This window comes from Modestobacter sp. L9-4 (assembly GCF_019112525.1).
Lineage (GTDB): Bacteria > Actinomycetota > Actinomycetes > Mycobacteriales > Geodermatophilaceae > Modestobacter.
On sequence record NZ_CP077800.1, the window covers coordinates 2,006,107 to 2,021,465 of the forward strand.

Annotated in this window: 18 protein-coding genes; 8 read left to right on the top strand and 10 right to left on the bottom strand. The window is 74.5% G+C overall.

Annotated elements, in window-relative coordinates:
* The first annotated feature begins 95 nt into the window (after positions 1-95).
* The 3 genes from KUM42_RS09480 (at position 96) to KUM42_RS09490 (ending at position 3,224) form a co-directional block, all read left to right on the top strand.
* On the top strand, positions 96-1,097 hold the full coding sequence (locus tag KUM42_RS09480; protein WP_237496516.1) for an iron-siderophore ABC transporter substrate-binding protein: 1,002 nt from the start codon (positions 96-98) through the stop codon (positions 1,095-1,097).
* A 111-nt stretch (positions 1,098-1,208) separates the two neighbouring features.
* The gene (locus KUM42_RS09485; protein ID WP_237496517.1) at positions 1,209-1,688 is read left to right on the top strand and encodes a pyridoxamine 5'-phosphate oxidase family protein; all 480 of its coding nucleotides are present in this window, start codon (positions 1,209-1,211) and stop codon (positions 1,686-1,688) included.
* A 231-nt stretch (positions 1,689-1,919) separates the two neighbouring features.
* Positions 1,920-3,224: an endo-1,4-beta-xylanase gene (locus KUM42_RS09490; protein ID WP_237496518.1), complete on the top strand. Its 1,305-nt coding sequence runs from the start codon at positions 1,920-1,922 to the stop codon at positions 3,222-3,224.
* Here KUM42_RS09490 and KUM42_RS09495 read toward each other — a convergent pair.
* From KUM42_RS09495 to KUM42_RS09505, 3 genes are all read right to left on the bottom strand, one after another.
* Positions 3,217-3,744: a hypothetical protein gene (locus KUM42_RS09495; protein WP_237496519.1), complete on the bottom strand. Its 528-nt coding sequence runs from the start codon at positions 3,742-3,744 to the stop codon at positions 3,217-3,219. The two genes, KUM42_RS09490 and KUM42_RS09495, sit on opposite strands and share 8 nt — an antisense overlap.
* 95 nt (positions 3,745-3,839) lie before the next feature.
* A complete protein-coding gene (locus KUM42_RS09500; protein ID WP_237496520.1) occupies positions 3,840-4,388 on the bottom strand; it encodes a hypothetical protein in 549 nt (182 codons plus the stop codon).
* 36 nt (positions 4,389-4,424) lie between these two features.
* Entirely contained in the window at positions 4,425-4,634 is a 210-nt protein-coding gene (locus KUM42_RS09505; protein ID WP_237496521.1) for a hypothetical protein, read from the bottom strand.
* 71 nt (positions 4,635-4,705) lie between these two features.
* Here KUM42_RS09505 and KUM42_RS09510 point away from each other — a divergent pair, with 71 nt between their 5' ends.
* Positions 4,706-5,167 (top strand): SRPBCC family protein, encoded by a 462-nt coding sequence (locus KUM42_RS09510; RefSeq protein ID WP_237496522.1) that lies wholly within the window; start codon positions 4,706-4,708, stop codon positions 5,165-5,167.
* Positions 5,168-5,210: 43 nt separating this feature from the next.
* Here KUM42_RS09510 and KUM42_RS09515 read toward each other — a convergent pair whose 3' ends face one another.
* Positions 5,211-6,437: a cysteine desulfurase-like protein gene (locus tag KUM42_RS09515; RefSeq protein ID WP_237496523.1), complete on the bottom strand. Its 1,227-nt coding sequence runs from the start codon at positions 6,435-6,437 to the stop codon at positions 5,211-5,213.
* A gap of 50 nt (positions 6,438-6,487) precedes the next feature.
* Complete coding sequence (locus KUM42_RS09520; RefSeq protein ID WP_237496524.1) at positions 6,488-7,051, bottom strand: TetR/AcrR family transcriptional regulator; 564 nt, start codon at positions 7,049-7,051, stop codon at positions 6,488-6,490.
* 108 nt (positions 7,052-7,159) lie between these two features.
* Here KUM42_RS09520 and KUM42_RS09525 point away from each other — a divergent pair, with 108 nt between their 5' ends.
* Positions 7,160-8,050 carry a hypothetical protein gene (locus KUM42_RS09525; protein WP_237496525.1) on the top strand — a complete coding sequence of 297 codons (891 nt, stop codon included), beginning with the start codon at positions 7,160-7,162 and terminating at the stop codon, positions 8,048-8,050.
* Between the two features lie 6 nt (positions 8,051-8,056).
* On the opposite strand, the gene KUM42_RS09530 is transcribed toward KUM42_RS09525, so the two are convergent.
* Positions 8,057-9,178: a zinc-binding alcohol dehydrogenase family protein gene (locus tag KUM42_RS09530; protein WP_237496526.1), complete on the bottom strand. Its 1,122-nt coding sequence runs from the start codon at positions 9,176-9,178 to the stop codon at positions 8,057-8,059.
* Between the two features lie 95 nt (positions 9,179-9,273).
* Between KUM42_RS09530 and KUM42_RS09535 the strand changes: the two genes are divergently transcribed.
* Entirely contained in the window at positions 9,274-9,840 is a 567-nt protein-coding gene (locus KUM42_RS09535; protein WP_237496527.1) for a TetR family transcriptional regulator, read from the top strand.
* A 2-nt stretch (positions 9,841-9,842) separates the two neighbouring features.
* On the opposite strand, the gene KUM42_RS09540 is transcribed toward KUM42_RS09535, so the two are convergent.
* From KUM42_RS09540 to KUM42_RS09555, 4 genes are all read right to left on the bottom strand, one after another.
* Positions 9,843-11,243, bottom strand: a complete 1,401-nt coding sequence (locus tag KUM42_RS09540; protein ID WP_237496528.1) for a bifunctional 3-(3-hydroxy-phenyl)propionate/3-hydroxycinnamic acid hydroxylase — start codon at positions 11,241-11,243, stop codon at positions 9,843-9,845.
* The gene (locus KUM42_RS09545) at positions 11,240-11,893 is read right to left on the bottom strand and encodes a TetR/AcrR family transcriptional regulator (RefSeq protein WP_237496529.1); all 654 of its coding nucleotides are present in this window, start codon (positions 11,891-11,893) and stop codon (positions 11,240-11,242) included. Before KUM42_RS09545 ends, KUM42_RS09540 begins: the two co-directional genes overlap by 4 nt.
* Positions 11,894-11,903: 10 nt before the next feature.
* Positions 11,904-12,794, bottom strand: a complete 891-nt coding sequence (locus KUM42_RS09550; protein WP_237496530.1) for an NmrA family NAD(P)-binding protein — start codon at positions 12,792-12,794, stop codon at positions 11,904-11,906.
* Between the two features lie 146 nt (positions 12,795-12,940).
* Positions 12,941-13,708, bottom strand: coding sequence for a hypothetical protein (locus KUM42_RS09555; RefSeq protein ID WP_237496531.1), 768 nt, complete (start codon positions 13,706-13,708; stop codon positions 12,941-12,943).
* A 231-nt stretch (positions 13,709-13,939) separates the two neighbouring features.
* Here KUM42_RS09555 and KUM42_RS09560 point away from each other — a divergent pair, with 231 nt between their 5' ends.
* Together KUM42_RS09560 and KUM42_RS09565 are read left to right on the top strand one after the other, a co-directional pair.
* Complete coding sequence (locus tag KUM42_RS09560) at positions 13,940-14,995, top strand: SPFH domain-containing protein (protein WP_237496532.1); 1,056 nt, start codon at positions 13,940-13,942, stop codon at positions 14,993-14,995.
* 3 nt (positions 14,996-14,998) lie between these two features.
* The gene (locus tag KUM42_RS09565) at positions 14,999-15,328 is read left to right on the top strand and encodes a hypothetical protein (protein ID WP_237496533.1); all 330 of its coding nucleotides are present in this window, start codon (positions 14,999-15,001) and stop codon (positions 15,326-15,328) included.
* The last annotated feature ends 31 nt before the right edge of the window (positions 15,329-15,359 follow it).

The window sequence follows — 15,359 nt, forward strand, 5'->3', positions numbered from 1 at the left end:
CCGCACCCGCTGCAGCCCGTCCGGTCGACGGTGACCTGCCCGTGACGTCCGTGTGCTTAGGTGAGCCTCACCTGACCGTCTCAGCAAGGAGCACGATGTCGTCCCGCACCGCCCTCCGCGGCACAGCCGTCCTGGCCGCCGCTCTCGTCCTCGCCGGTTGCGGCGGCTCCGACGCCGGCTCCGGGGGCGGCAGCGCCCAGGGCAGCACCGCCCCCACCAGCGGTCAGTCGAGCTTCCCGGTCACCGTGACCACCGCCTTCGGGGACGTCGAGGTGCCGAAGGCCCCGGAGCGCGTCGTCGCACTGGGCTGGGGCGACGCGGAGACCGCGCTGGCGCTGGGCGTGCAGCCGGTCGGGGCCAGCGACTGGCTGGCCTTCGGCGGCGAGGGCGTGGGCCCGTGGGCCGCGGGCGAGTACGACCAAGCCCCGCAGATCATCGGGACCCTCGAGCCGAGCTACGAGGCGATCGCGGCGCTGAAGCCGGACCTGATCCTGGACACCAAGTCCCCGGCGACCCAGGAGCGGTACGACAAGCTGTCGGCGATCGCGCCGACCATCGGCCAGCCCGAGGGCGTCGACCCGTACCTGACCACCTACACCCAGCAGCTCGACCTGGTCGGCCAGGCGCTGGGGAAGACCACCGAGGCCGACGCGGTCGCCGCCCAGGTCGACGACGCCTTCACCGCCGCCGCGGCCGCCCACCCGGAGTTCAAGGGCGTCGACGTGGCCGTGGCCGCCTACGGGTCGACCGGCTTCGGGGCCTACGTGCGCGGCGACGGCCGCGTCGACTTCATGGAGAAGCTGGGCTTCACGAACAAGCCGGCCATCCAGGACCTCGCCACCGACAGCTTCTTCGTCCCGGTCAGCGAGGAGCAGCTGCCGCTGCTGGACGCCGGCCTGACCGTGGCGTTCCCGATCTTCGTCGACGCCGCCCAGATCACCGACAACCCGCTGTGGCAGGCGATCCCGTCGGTGCAGGCCGGCCACAGCGTGGTGCTCGGTGACGCCACGCTGGCCAACGCCTTCTCCCTGGCGACGCCGCAGAGCATCCAGTACGCGCTGGAGAACGCCGTCCCGCTGTTCGCCGGCGCGCTCTGACTCACCCGTGACGGCCCGGCCCCCGCACACCGGGGGCCGGGCCGTCGTCGTCCCCGCTGTTCCACGTGCAACACCGGTGTCACGCCGGCACCGGAGGGGCAGGGAGGAGGCATGACCACTCCCGAGGCACACAAGGTCGCCGAGCTGATCTCCGGCGAGCGCATCGCGATGTTCACCACCACCGCCCCGCAGGGCACGCTGACCAGCCGCCCGATGGCGCTGCAGGAGGTCGAGTTCGACGGCGACCTCTGGTTCTTCGCCGAGCGCAGCTCCCGCAAGGTCGGGCACCTCGACGCCCACCCCGAGGTCAACGTGACCGTGGGCTCGGGCAGCACCTGGGTCTCCCTCACCGGTCGCGCGTCCGTGGTCGACGACCCGGAGAAGAAGCGCGAGCTGTGGAACGGCGGGGTCGCCGCCTGGTTCCCCGACGGCCCGGACGACGCATCGATCGTGCTGCTGCGGGTCGAGGGCACCTCGGCGGAGTACTGGGACACCCCCGGCGGCCGGATCGCCACCGCGCTGAGCTTCGCCAAGGCCAAGGTCACCGGACAGCCCTACGACGGCGGGGAGAACGAGACCGTCCGGCTCTGAGCCCGGGCAGCCGATCCACAGCCGCAGCTGGGCAGCCGTCCAGGGACGGCGACGACCGTGGGGACCACGCCACCACCGGAGGTCCCCGTGCTCGCCGTCGCCGTCCTGATCGTCTTCCTGCTCGTGCTCACCACCGCCGACCTGCTGCCCGGCCGGTCGGCGCCCGGTCTGGTGGCGCCGGGGGTCTGACCCCGACGTGCGGACGGCGGCCGGCCCGGTGAGGCTGCGTGCATGCCGCCCGAGGTCCGGTCCGCCGCCAGCCGCCCGTCCGCCGTCGACCCGCAGCTCCACCACCGGCGCACCGAGGCGACGCTCACCGTCCGCGGCCGGGACGGTGAGCCGCTGGCCGGCGCCGAGGTGACCGTCGCGCAGCTGCGGCACCGGTTCCTGTTCGGCTGCATCGGCTTCGACCTGGTGCCGCTGGCCAACGGCGAGGACGAGGCGGTGCCGGGCTCGGTGTTCGGCGGAGCCGCCGCCCCGGCCCAGGCCGCCGCGCTGGCCGACCGGTGGCTGGAGGTGTTCAACGCCGCCACGCTGCCGTTCTACTGGAGCGAGTTCGAGCCCGTGCGCGGCCGGCCGGAAACCGCGCGGCTGCGGCGGGCCGCGGAGTGGTTCACCGAGCGCGGCGTCGTGGTCAAGGGCCATCCCCTCGCCTGGCACACGCTGGCCCCGGACTGGCTGCTCGACAGCACGGACGCCGAGGTCGAGGCGGCGCTGCGCGCGCGCATCCGGCGCGACGTCACCGACATGGCCGGCGTGGTCGACACCTGGGACGCGATCAACGAGGTCGTGATCATGCCGGTGTTCGACAGGTACGACAACGCGCTCAGCCGGCTCGCCCGCCGGCTCGGCCGCGTCGGCACGGTCCGGCTCGCGTTCGAGGAGGCCCGGGCCGCGAACCCCTCGGCCACGCTGCTGCTCAACGACTTCGACATGTCCAGCGCCTACGAGCACCTGGTCGAGGACTGCCTGGAGGCCGGCGTGCAGATCGACGCGCTGGGCCTGCAGAGCCACATGCACCAGGGCTGGTGGGGCGAGGAGCGCACGCTGGAGGTGCTGGAGCGGTTCGCCCGGTTCGGGCTGCCCCTGCACCTCACCGAGTCCACGCTGCTCTCGGGCGAGCTGATGCCGCCGGAGGTCGAGGACCTCAACGACTGGCAGGTCGACGAGTGGCCCTCCACCCCCGAGGGCGAGGCCCGCCAGGCCGACGAGCTGGTGCGCCACCACCGCACCCTGCTCTCCCACCCCGCCGTCGAGGCCGCGACCTACTGGGGCATCACCGACGCCGGCGCGTGGCTGGGCGCCCCGGTGGGCCTGCTGCGTGCCGACGGCACGCCCAAGCCGTCCTACGACGCCCTCCGCGACCTGGTGAGGGGCGAGTGGTGGCTGCCGCCGACCACCCTGCGCACCGACGACGCCGGCCGCGTGCCGGTCACCGGCTTCCTCGGCGACTACTCGGTCACCGGCCCGGACGGGTCGGCGACGGTCGCCCTGGACCAGGCCGGCCCGGTGGACGTCGAGGTGCGGCTCAGCTGAGCGCCGGGGCGCCCGTCAGCAGGGCGCGGCGACGGCGCAGCCGGGCGGGGGCCAGCAGCGAGAGCGTGATCATGCCGACCCACACCGGGACGACCAGCCACCACCAGGGCGAGGAGACCAGCGCTGCCATCACGTAGAGGGCGAGCATCAGCACCCCCACGATGAGGGTGAAGGCGCGCAGCGGCAGGTAGAGGGCCAGCTGGTGGTCGATCATCCGCACCGCGGCCGCGCGCACGGCGGGGTCGTGCGGGGCCGGTCCGTGCCAGCTCACCCGGGCTGCCGTGCGGCGCTGGGCCGGGGTGAGGCCGGCGACCACGGCGTGCGTCCCGCGCGCCGTCCGGTACGACCACGACCCCATGACCAGGCCGAACAGGACACCGCCCGCCACGCCACCGACGAGGGCGGCGGTCCAGGAGTGGTCGTCCTCGAGGCCGTAGAAGACGGCCGTCAGGCCACCGAAGAGCACCCCGGACGCGACACGGTGGACCCACCGGGGTGCGGTGAGGAGCCAGGTGCGCATCCGGCCATGCTGCCCGCGAGCGGCCCCGATGGCCAGCCTCGTCCGGGGGAGCCCGGGAGCGGGACCGGTGACCGGCCCCGCTCCCGGGACGCCGATCAGATCGACGAGTTCTTCTCCGCGATGCCGCGGCGCACCTCGGACGGGCGCTGCTGCTCGCCGGCGTAGGAGCTGACGATCACCAGCGCGCCGGTGATGGCCGGGATGGCCCACTGGAGCTGGTCGAGCTTCGCCTGCGCGGCCGCGACCTCGCCCTTGGCGGTCTTCGAGGCCTTGGTGCCGCGCTTGGACGGTGTCGCGCCGTTGGCGGAGACGATCTTGCCGAGCACGCGGCTGTAGGCGGTGACGCCGAGGGCGGCGGCGGTGAGCAGCGTCTTGACCGTGGACATGCCGCCCACGCCCTGCTGCTGCGCGACGCGGTCCTTGTTGCCGGCCAGCTGGCCGACGCTGCCGATCAGGTGGGCGCCGATGGCGGCGGCGTTGACCGGGGTCCACCGGTCCCAGCCGGCGTTGGCGACGGCGCCGGTGGCCTTGTCGCTGCCGGCCTCGGCAGCGGCGGCGTTGAGGGCGACGGCGTTGGCGAGCGTGCCACCGAACCAGGCGGCGAGACCGACGTCGTGCAGCGAGCGGGAGAGCGTGTTGGCCATGCGGGTGCTCCTAGCGAGAAGGGGTGGGGAGAGAGGTCAGTGGCCGAGGAGGCCGCCGAGGCCCCCACCGCCGCCGCCGCCGAACTTCGAGATGAGGTCCATGGGGTTGATCCCGAACTTCTGCAGCAGCCCCGCGTGCTGGTCGGTGTCGACCTGGTCGGGCAGCTCGGAGTCGGCCTGGGCGGCCTTGTCGTTGTCACCCTGGGACTTCAGGAGCTCGAGGATCTGGCTCTTGTCGATGTTCATGAGCGTCCGGTACCCGCCGGTTCCCGTCGCACCCCTCCGATCTGGCACGAACTCGCTGGGAGGATGCGCGGGTGACCGCACTGACGCACTCCGCCTCCGTCGTCGTCGCCGCCACCCCCGACGAGGTCTACGACCTGGTGTCCGACGTGACCCGCACCGGCGAGTGGAGCCCGGTCTGCCGGGCGTGCTGGTGGGACGAGGGCGCCTCGGCGGTGCCCGGCGCGTGGTTCACCGGCCGCAACGAGGTGCCCGGGCGCACCTGGGAGACGCGCAGCCAGGTCGTCACGGCCGAGCGCGGGCGCGAGTTCGCCTGGCTGGTCGGCGGGCGGCTGGTGCGCTGGGCCTTCACGATGGCCCCGGTCGAGGGCGGCACGCTGCTCACCGAGGAGTGGGAGTTCCTCCCCGCCGGCCTGGCCTCCTTCGCCGAGCGCTACGGCGCGGACGCCCAGGCCCAGATCGAGGACCGCACCCGGGCGGCCCTCGACGGCATCCCGGCCACCCTCGCCGCGATCAGGGCCGTCGCCGAGCGGTAGCGGAGTGGACCCGTCGCGCTGACGCCGACGGGTCCGCTCCGCCTCATGCGCTGAACGCGCGGAGACCGTCCAGCAGGCGGTCGACGTCGGCGTCGTCGTTGTAGGGCGCCAGGCCCACGCGCAGGCCGCCGGTGTCGCCGAGCCCCAGGTGCCGGGAGGCCTCGATGGCGTAGAACGAGCCGGCCGGGGCGTTGACCCCGCGCTCGGCGAGGAAGCGGTAGGCGTCGGCGGCGGTGCGCCCGTCGAAGGTGAGCAGCAGCGTGGGCGTGCGGTGCGGGGCGCGCGACCACACGGTGACGCCGGGCAGGTCGCGGACGCCGTCCTCGATGCGGTGCCGCAGCCGGTCCTCGTGCTCCTCCAGCGCGGCCATCGCCGCGACGAGCCGGGTGCGACGGTCGCCGTCGGACCCGGCCAGGCCGGCGAGCAGGTCGATGGCCGCGGTGGTGCCGGCCAGCAGCTCGTAGGGCAGCGTGCCCAGCTCGAACCGCTCCGGGACGGCGTTGCTCGAGGGCAGCAGCTTGTCCGGGTGCAGGGTCTCCAGCAGCTCGGGGGCGGCGACCAGGCAGCCGCAGTGCGGGCCGAGGAACTTGTAGGGCGAGCAGACGAAGAAGTCCGCACCCAGCGCGGTGACGTCGACCGGGGCGTGCGCGGTCAGGTGGACGCCGTCGACCCAGGTCAGCGCACCGACCTCGTGCGCCAGGGCGGTGATCGCGGCGACGTCGGGGCGGGTGCCGATCAGGTTCGACGCGCCGGTGACGGCGACCAGCCGGGTGCGCTCGGACAGCAGCGCGCCCACCACCTCCGGCGCCAGCTCACCGGTGGCGGGGTCGAAGTCGGCCCAGCGCACGGTCGCCCCGGCGGCCTCGGCGGCCTGCACCCACGGGCGGACGTTGGCGTCGTGGTCCAGCCGGGTCACCACCACCTCGTCACCGGCGCCCCAGCCGGTGCTCAGCACGCGGGCCAGGTCGTAGGTGAGCACGGTGGCGCTGCGCCCGAAGACGACGCCGCCGGGCACCCCGCCGGTGAGGTCGGCGACGGCCTGCCGGGCGTTGCGCACGACGGCGTCGGCGTTGCGCTCGGCCTGGGTGACCGTGCCGCGGTTGGACATCGGCTGGGTCATCGTCGCCGCGATGGCGGCGGCCACCACGTCGGGCGTCTGCGACCCGCCCGGCCCGTCGAAGTGGGCGGCCCCGTCGACGAGGGCCGGGAAGTGCGCGCGGAGCGACGCCACGTCGAAGGGCACGACAGCGGCAGGCACGGTGGCGGTCATGTCCTGATCCTGCGGCATGCCCGCCGGCTGCGGCGACCGGCCACCCGGGGTCAGGTCCGCATCCCCGCGAGCAGGTGGGCGACGAGCTGCCGCGCGTCGTAGCGCGGGTCGTCGCCGATGCAGAGGTTGCCCACGCCCCACATGAGCTGCAGGCCGTCGAGCTCGGTGCGCACCTCACCGGCGCCGACAGCGGCGTCCAGCAGCTCGGTGCAGACGGGCACCAGCCGGTCGAGGAACCAGGCGTGCAGCGTCTCGAAGCCCGCCGCGTCGGAGTGCATGGCCGCGGCGAGCCCGTGCTTGGTCACCAGGAAGTCCACGAACAGGTCGATCCAGCGCACCAGGGCCTCGTACGGGTCGGCCTCCTCGGCCAGCAGCCGCGGGCCGGCCTCGGCACAGGCGTCCACCTGGTGGCGGTAGACGGCGACGACCAGGTCGGCCCGGGTCGGGAAGTGCCGGTAGATCGTGGCCACCCCGACGCCCGCCTCCGCTGCGACGTCCCGCACCGGCGCCTCGACACCTGCGCGCACGAACACCCTCGCCGCCGCGCCGAGCAGCGCGCTGGCGTTGCGCTGCGCGTCCGCCCGTGGCCGCGGCGCGACCGGCTCCTCTCCCACACGTCCTCCTCGACAAAACGGAACAACGTTCCGTACGCTTGCGGAACCGCGTTCCGTTTCAGCTCATCATGCCGGGCGGACGCGCCCCACCACAACCGGAGGAACCCCGTGACCACCCCTGTCGTCTCCGTCCGACCCCTCGTCCTGCCCGTGCCCGGCCGCGGCACCGACCTGCAGGTCCGGGTCACCGCGCCCACCACCGGCACCGACCTGCCCGTCGTCCTGTTCGCGCACGGCTTCGGCAAGTCCATGGACGACTACGCCCCACTGGTCGAGCACTGGGCGGCCGCCGGCCTCGTCGTGCTGCAGCCGACCTTCCTGGACTCCCGGACGCTGGCGGTGACCCCCGAGGACCCGCGGTACGCCCACATCTGGCGGACCCGGGTCAGCGACCTCGGGCACGTCCTGGACGCCCTCGATCCCCTGACCGCCGCCGTGCCCGGGCTGCCCGGCCGGGTCGACCGCAGCCGCGTCGCCGCGGTCGGGCACTCCTGGGGCGGCCAGAGCGTCGGCATGCTGCTCGGTGCGCGGGTGCTGGACGAGGACGGTGTCCCCGGCGAGAGCCTCACCGACCCGCGGATCACCGCCGGCGTCCTGCTCGCCACCACCGGCACCGGCGAGGAGCTGACCGGGTTCGCCGCTGCGAACTTCGGGTTCATGCGCCCGGACTTCAGCACGCTGACCACGCCGTCCCTCGTGATCGCCGGCGACGCCGACCAGTCGAGGCTCTCCACCCGTGGGCCGGACTGGTTCACCGACGTGTACCGGCTCAGCCCCGGCGCCACCGACCTGCTCACCCTCGCCGGTGGCGAGCACTCCCTCGGGGGCATCTCCGGCCACGGCGTCACCGAGACCACCGACGAGAGCCCCGAGCGGGTCGCCCTGGTGCAGCGTGCGAGCACCGCCTACCTGCGCACCGCGCTCGGCGTCGACGCCGCCGCGTGGCCCGCGGTCCGTGCCGCGGACGTCGCCCCGGTCGGCCGGGTCGACTCGAAGTGAGCCCGGTCAGGGGAGGGTGACGACCACCTTGCGCGCCGAGACGCCGCGGCGCTGCACGTCCATGGCCTCCTGCAGGCACTCCAGGCCGGTCCCGACGACCAGCGGCTCGGGGGTCGCGACGTAGCGGCCCTCGGCCAGCGCGGCGGGCAGGAAGTCCCGGTAGACGGCGGTGCTCACCTCGTTGTGCTTGAGGCTGGTGCCGAAGACGAACTTCGTGGTGACCCCGGCCCGCCGGGCCTGCAGCTGCTGGGCGACGGTCTTCGCGCCGAGGCGGAGCACCGTCCGCGGGAGCGCGAACCGCGGCCGGTCGGGCTCACCGAGGCCCTCGAAGGAGACCGGCGTGCTGGCCGCGACCACGAACTTCCGCCCGGTGGAGGCGGCCACCACCTGCACGCACGCCGGCAGCGCGGTGGCGCCGAACGCGATCGCACCGACGACGGTCCGCCCCGCCAGGGCGGCGATCAGGTCGGCGACGACGGTGGGGCTGGTGTAGTCGAACACCTGACTGGCACCCAGGGCGCGCACGTGGTCGAAGTTCCTCGGCGAGGCGGTGGAGACGACGTCGTAGCCCGCGGCGACGGCGAGCTGCACGGCGTTGCTGCCCACGCTGGTCGACCCGCCCCAGACGAGCACCACCTCGCCGGTGCGCTCCGGCGTGGCGGTCGGGTGGCGCAGCCCCAGCAGGTCGTCCTGGAACAGCGCACTGGCCGCCGTGGACACGGCCAGCGGCAGGACCGAGGCGCTCTCGTAGGACATCGAGTCCGGGATCGGGGACGCCATCCGCTCCAGGACCACGGAGTACTGCTGGAACGTGCCCTCGGCCGCGCTGTTGCTGTCCTTGTCGCTGCCCACCGCGTGCCCGAGCACCCGGTCCCCGACGGCGAACCGGGTGACCGCCGACCCGACCTCGACGACCTCGCCGGCCACGTCGGAGCCCAGCACGGTGGGGTAGGTCAGCCAGCGGTAGGCCACCGGACCGGCCACCTGCAGCACCCAGTCCAGCGGGTTGACCGCGACGGCGTGGCCGCGGACGACGATCTGGTCGGGGCCGGGCGTCGGGTAGGGGGCGGGCCCGACCTCGAGCTGCGCGTACTCGCGGGGGATCCAGGCTGCGGTGTTGCCGGTCATGTCCGTCGTCCTCTGCTCGGTTCGTGATGTCACCTGGTGACATTGCAACCGTAACACTCGATGTCACCTGGTGTCATCCGCGCTAGGATGGCGGCATGGGCAGGTGGGAGGCGGACGCGCGCGGCAGGCTCCAGCAGGCGGCGATGAGCCTCTACCTCGAACGCGGCTTCGACGACGTCACCGTGGCCGAGATCGCCGAGACCGCCGGCCTCACCAAGCGCACCTTCTTCCGGCACTTCGCCGACAAGCGCGAGGTCTTCTTCTCCGGCGCCCAGCTGTTCGAGGCCGGCGTCCTCGCCTCCGTCGAGCAGGCCGCCGAGGACGCCTCCCCGATGGACGCCGTGATCGGCGCCTTCGCCGCAGCCGGGGCCCAGCTCGCGGAGTACGCGGACTTCCAGCGCCAGCGGCGGGCGCTCATCGCCTCCTCGACCGACCTGCAGGAGCGGGAGCTGGTCAAGATGGCCGACCTGGCCGGGCGGGTCGTGGAGGTGCTGCTCCGGCGCGGGGCAGGCTCGGACCAGGCCCGCCTGGCCGCGCACACCGGCGTGGCCGTGTTCACCGTCGCCTACGACCGCTGGGTCGACGAGGGCGCCACCGCCGACCTGCCCGCGCTGGTCCGGCGGACCCTGGAGGAGCTGCGGCTGGCGATCACCCCCGCCTGAGCTCAGGCGCGGGCGGCCACGATCCGGTCGGGGCGCACCAGCACCGACCGGCCGCCGAGCCAGCGCTCCAGGTCCGGGGAGCCGAGGTCGGCCACCTGCACGACCCGGCCCGGCCAGCCGGCCGGCACCGGCCCGCCGGCGGTCAGCACCGCCCAGTCCGGACCCAGCACGTCGTCCAGCCGCCCGCCGCCCGCGAGCGGCGGCTGCGGAACCAGGCCCCCGACCGGCGACCCGGGCGCTCCCCGCCGCCGGCGGACCAGCGGCCCCGGCCGCAGCAGCGGCGTGCGGCTGTTCGCGGCGAAGGCGGCCAGCCGCGGCGCCCGCCGCACCCCGGCCAGCACCGCCCGGCGCAGCAGTGCGGCCCGCTCGCCGCCACCGGTCATCAGCCGGCCGAGCAGCAGGGCGATCCGCACCAGCGCGGCGGCGTGCGGCGCGCGCTCGGCCTGGTGGGTGTCGAGCAGGGCGTCGTCCGCGCCGTCGAGCACCGCGGCGAGCTTCCAGGTCAGCTGGTGCACGTCGCGCAGCCCCATGCCCAGGCCCTGCCCGATGAACGGCGGGGTGAGGTGGGCGGCGTCGCCGCACAGCAGCACCCGGCCGCTGCGCCAGCGGTCGGCCACCTGGGCGGCGTAGGTGTAGGCCGCGGTGCGCACGACCGTGCACCCGGCGGCACCGAAGCCGGCGAGCAGCGCGGGCAGGTCGAGGTCGGCGGGCTCCTCCCCCGCGGCCAGCCGGAACTCCGCCCGGTAGCGGTCGCCCGCGACCGGCATGAAGGAGGCCGGTCGCGTCGCGTCGCAGACCTGGTGGACGCCGGGCCAGACGTCCAGCGGCTCGTCGGAGACCAGGTCGACCACCAGCCAGCGCTGGGCCGGGCCGAGGTCGCGCATCCAGGACCCGATCAGCCGGCGCACGGTGCTCCGCGCCCCGTCGCACCCGAGCACCGCGTCGGCGACCAGCACCTCCTCGGCACCGGTGACCCGGTCGCGCAGGGTGAGACGGACCGGTCCGGCCACGTGCTGCAGGTGCACCAGCTCGACCCCGCCGCGGAACCGCGCGCGGGGCTCGGCGTCCAGCGCCGCGCGGAGCGCCGCCTCCAGGTCGGGCTGGCTGAACATCGAGGCCTGCGGCCAGCCGTGCACACCCGTCCCGCGGCCGAACTCGGCGAGCGTGCGGTGGGCGCCGTCCAGCAGCCGCATCCCGGTCATCGCCCGGCTGACCGCGGTGAACGCCTCGGCGACGCCGGCGGCCTGCAGCACCCGCAGCGACTCGTCGTCCAGGTGCACCGCGCGCGGCTGCGGGTAGGCGGCCACGTGCCGGTCCAGCACCAGGACGTCGACGCCGCGGCGGGCCAGCAGCAGCGCCGCGGTCACCCCGACCGGCCCCGCACCGACGACCACGACGGTCACGCGTGCCGGCCGGACTTCCAGGCGGCGAAGACCTTCTCCAGCTGCTCCGGGGGCAGCGGCGAGCCCGGCAGCACGGCGCTCGATCCAGGCCGGAACCCGTCCATCACCAGCGCGAACACCCGGCGCCAGGCGTCCGGGGCGACGCCGCGGGTGCGGTCCATGACCGAGCCGACCATGATCGGCACGATCGCGACGTCGGCCACCTCGACGTCGTCCCGCACCTGCCCGAGCGCCTTGGCCCGGGCGAGCAGCTCGCCGACCACCGGGGTGATCCGCTGGTTGGCCACCCCGGCCAGCTCGGCGGCCTGCGGGCCGAGCAGGTACTCCTGCAGCCCCCGGTCCTCCGCCTGCATCTCCAACGACGCCTCGATGAACCCGCACAGCCCCTGCCACGGGTCGTCCCCGGCGGCCGCTGCCTCCGCGAGCTGCACGACCCGCCCGACCTGGTCCTCGAACAGGGCCAGCAGCAGGTCCTCCTTGCGCGGGAAGCGCCGGTAGACGGTGCCCACGCCGACCTCGGCGGCCCGGGCCACGTCGTTGTGGCTCACCGCCAGCCCGGTCTCGGAGAACAGCCGGCGGGCGGCGGTGAGGATGCGCTCGCGGTTGCGCTCGGCGTCCCGGCGCAGCCGGCCCGGCCCGTCGACGTCCACGCCGACGATCCTAGGAGCGCGAGCTGAGGACCTCGGCCGCCGACGTCCAGTGCCGGACGCCGTACCGGTCGTTGTCGACGGCCCGGAGCTTGGCGTCGCCGCTGAACATGCCGTCGAAGTACTGCATGCCCTGCCACGCCGGGTAGAGGGCCTCGCGGTCGCGGGAGACCAGCCTGCCGATGCGCGCCGCGGTGCGCAGGAAGCCGATGCCGCCGGCGTACTGCGGCTTGTAGGTCTCGCCGGTGAGCTCGGTCATCGTGGCGGCCAGGTCGCGGGAGGACACCGAGCTGCCGGCCACCTCCAGCCAGCGCGGCGCGGTCGGGTCCAGCGCCGCCTCGGCGCCGAACGCGGCGGCGTCGTCCTTGGTGGTGAAGTCCAGCAGCTGGTCGGCGTCGTGCCAGTAGAGGACCCGGCCGCGTCCGAACAGCACCAGCGGCGCCTGGCCGGTGAGCATGTCGCCGAAGGCGCCCACGAGCACCGACGTCGCCTGCACCGGGGCGGCGTCCAGGCGGGCCATGAACTCCCGCCGCAGCTCGAGGTTGCGGTTCGTGCCCACCGGCAGCCGGCGGTAGTCGGCCGACCAGTCCGAGGGGACGAAGCGCGGGACGCCGGCGGCGACCGCGGCGGTGAGCAGCTGGGTCTGCGCGTCGATGACCACCGGGCGCAGCCCGCTGAGGGCGGAGACGACGACGTCGCCACCGGTGACGGCCGCGCGCAGGGCGGCGGCTTCGGCGTAGTCGACCGGGACGACCTCCAGGCCCAGGGACTCCAGGTGCGCGGTCTTGGCGACCGAGGCGCCGGGCCGGGTCAGCGCACGCACGGTGGCACCGCGGTCGACCAGGGCCACGGCGAGCCGCTCCCCCAGGTCACCGCTGGCACCGGCCAGCACGACGGTGGCCATCAGCGGGTGCCCGTTCCGGGCGCGGGGACACAAGTGGACGAGCTGCTCCGGTTCACCGGCCGAACGTAGCACCAAGCGGAGAGATCAGTCCACTTGTCCGCCGGGGCCCGCACCCGCCCGGTCGGGGGCGGGTGCGGGCGGCGACGTCAGGCGCCGGCCTGCGCCAGGTCGATCGCGTCGGTCGGGGCGGTGAGCGTCATCGACTCGCCGAACCCGTCTAGGGTCAGCGTCTCGGGCTCCGCGTCGCCGGTGACCGTCTTCAGCGGGTACGCCGGGTCGCCGCTGGCGACGTAGAGCTTGCTGCCGCCGACCTGGCTGAGCACGAGGACGTCCTGGCCGTCCAGCTGCTCGGTGGTCACGGCGTCCTCGATGGCGCCGTCGCTGGGCGAACGCAGCTCGTCGGCCAGCCCACCGAGGGTCAGCTCGTCCAGACCGGCGGCCTCCTCCTCGGGCACGAGCACCCACTTGCCGGCCAGCTGCGCGGCGGACTCGGCCGGGGCGCCCGAGGTCTCCCAGAACCCGGCGGGGGCCTTGAAGTAGGTGACACCGGCGAGGGTCAGCAGCTCGACCTGCTGCCCGCCCAGGTCGATCGTGCCGGAGACGTCCTCGCCCTGCAGCTGCAGGTCGACGCCCTGCGCCTCCGCGCCGGTGCCGAAGGTGCCGGTCACGTGCACCGCGCCGGCCGCCTCGAGCGCGTCGGCCGCGTCGGCCGCGACCTGCGCGCCCGTGCGCGACTCGCTGCTGGGGGCAGCCGAGGAGCTCGCGGCCGAGCTGGCGGCCGAGCTCGCGGCGGGGGCCGACGCCGCTGCTGCGGGCGCGTCGTCCGAGCCCCCGCAGCCGGCGAGCAGCAGCGTCGCCAGGCCTGCGGTGAGTCCGCCGGCGAGTCGGGTGCCGAGCCGTGATCGGTTGCGCATGGGTCTCCGTCCCTCGAGCCGGCGGCGCGCTGGTCGCACCGCGGCGAGCACAGCATGGACACAGACGGTGCACACCAGTCCACTCAGGGTCACCCGGGCGAGTCGGGGTGGCGGTGACCGCGCACGTGAACAGCCGACGACGACACGATCACGGAGGGCGCCCGACCCGGTTCCGGCCGCTACAGTCCGCTGCCGCCCAGCAGCGGCGGAGCCCGAGCACCAGGAGAGACCGTGCCGATCGCCAGGACCCGCAAGCCCGCCGAGCCGTCCGGCCCCGCGGGGTCCTCCGGGGCGCTGCCGGTGCGCCCGCCGGCCCGGCGCCGCAGTGGCGCCCGGGTGCTGCTCGGGCTGGTGCTCGCCCTGGTCGTGCTGGTCGCCGGGGTGATCCCCGGCATCGCGTGGGCGGCGGGGTTCACCAAGGCCGACGGTGGCCACGTCGTCGTCGTCCGCAACGGGGGCCTGTTCGACGACAACAGCATCCGCCAGGTGATCCAGCCGAACTCCTCGCTGACCTCGACCGGGCTGTACTCCAAGGAGCACCCCTACCCCTCGACCCAGCGGAACTTCAAGGTGAGCGGCCAGCAGGACGCCGACTCCAACGAGGTCATCAACGTGCCCACCAAGGACGGCGTGCTGGTCGGCGTCGAGGGCACCTTCTACTTCGACGTCAACTTCACCGACGCCGCGGTGATGAGCGCCTTCGACGACAAATACGGCACCCGCACCTACCCCGGCCCCGACGGGCTGATCAGCGCCTGGGACGGCGACGAGGGCTGGAGCGCCTTCCTCAACTTCACGCTGGGCAACCTGGTGCAGAACGTGCTGCGTCAGGAGATCGGCAACGTGGAGTGCGCCGACCTGGTGGCCTCCTGCTCGCTGGCCGCGAACTCCAGCGCCCAGGCCGCCGCCGCGGCGGTCATCGACCCCAACGCGAACGGCAACCAGACGATCAACGGCGTCCAGGCCGCGGTCAACGACGCGTTCAGCCGCGACGTCAACGACGTGCTGGGCGTGGACATCCTGGTCAACCCGCGGTTCGTGCTCAGCAAGATCGAGCTCCCGCAGAACGTGCAGGACGCCATCAACCAGGCGCAGGCCGCCTTCGCCGGCGTCACCGAGTCACAGGCCGCGCTGCAGCGGGCCGAGATCGACGCCAAGGCCGACGCCGCCCGGCAGGCCGGCTACAACGACTGCCCGACCTGCGCCCAGATCGACATCATGAAGTCCCTGCCGAGCGGCCTGACCACCTACGCGCCCGGCACCGGGTTCACCGTCTCAGGGAAGTGATCCGTGCGGCTCCTGGCGCTGGCCGCCGTCCTCGTCGTCGTCCTGCTGGTGGTGGCCGTCGTGCTGGCCGTCCGAGAGCGCACCGCGCGCGCCTGGGCGGCGGCCGAGGCGCGGGCGGTGTGGGCCGACGATCACTCCACCGTCGGCGGGGTCACCCGGGTGGTGGTGCGGCGCACCGCGCGGCTGCCCTCGGGTGAGGAGCGGGTGCTGGCCGAGTCGGTGATCGAGGAGATCGCCGACGGCGACCCCGACTGGCACGGCCGCTTCGACGCCGCCCGCGCGCGGGCCTACGACCGGGCGATCGACCTCAACGGGCGCTCCTACCTCGGCTGACCACCGCACTGCACGCTCCTCGTCCGCAGTG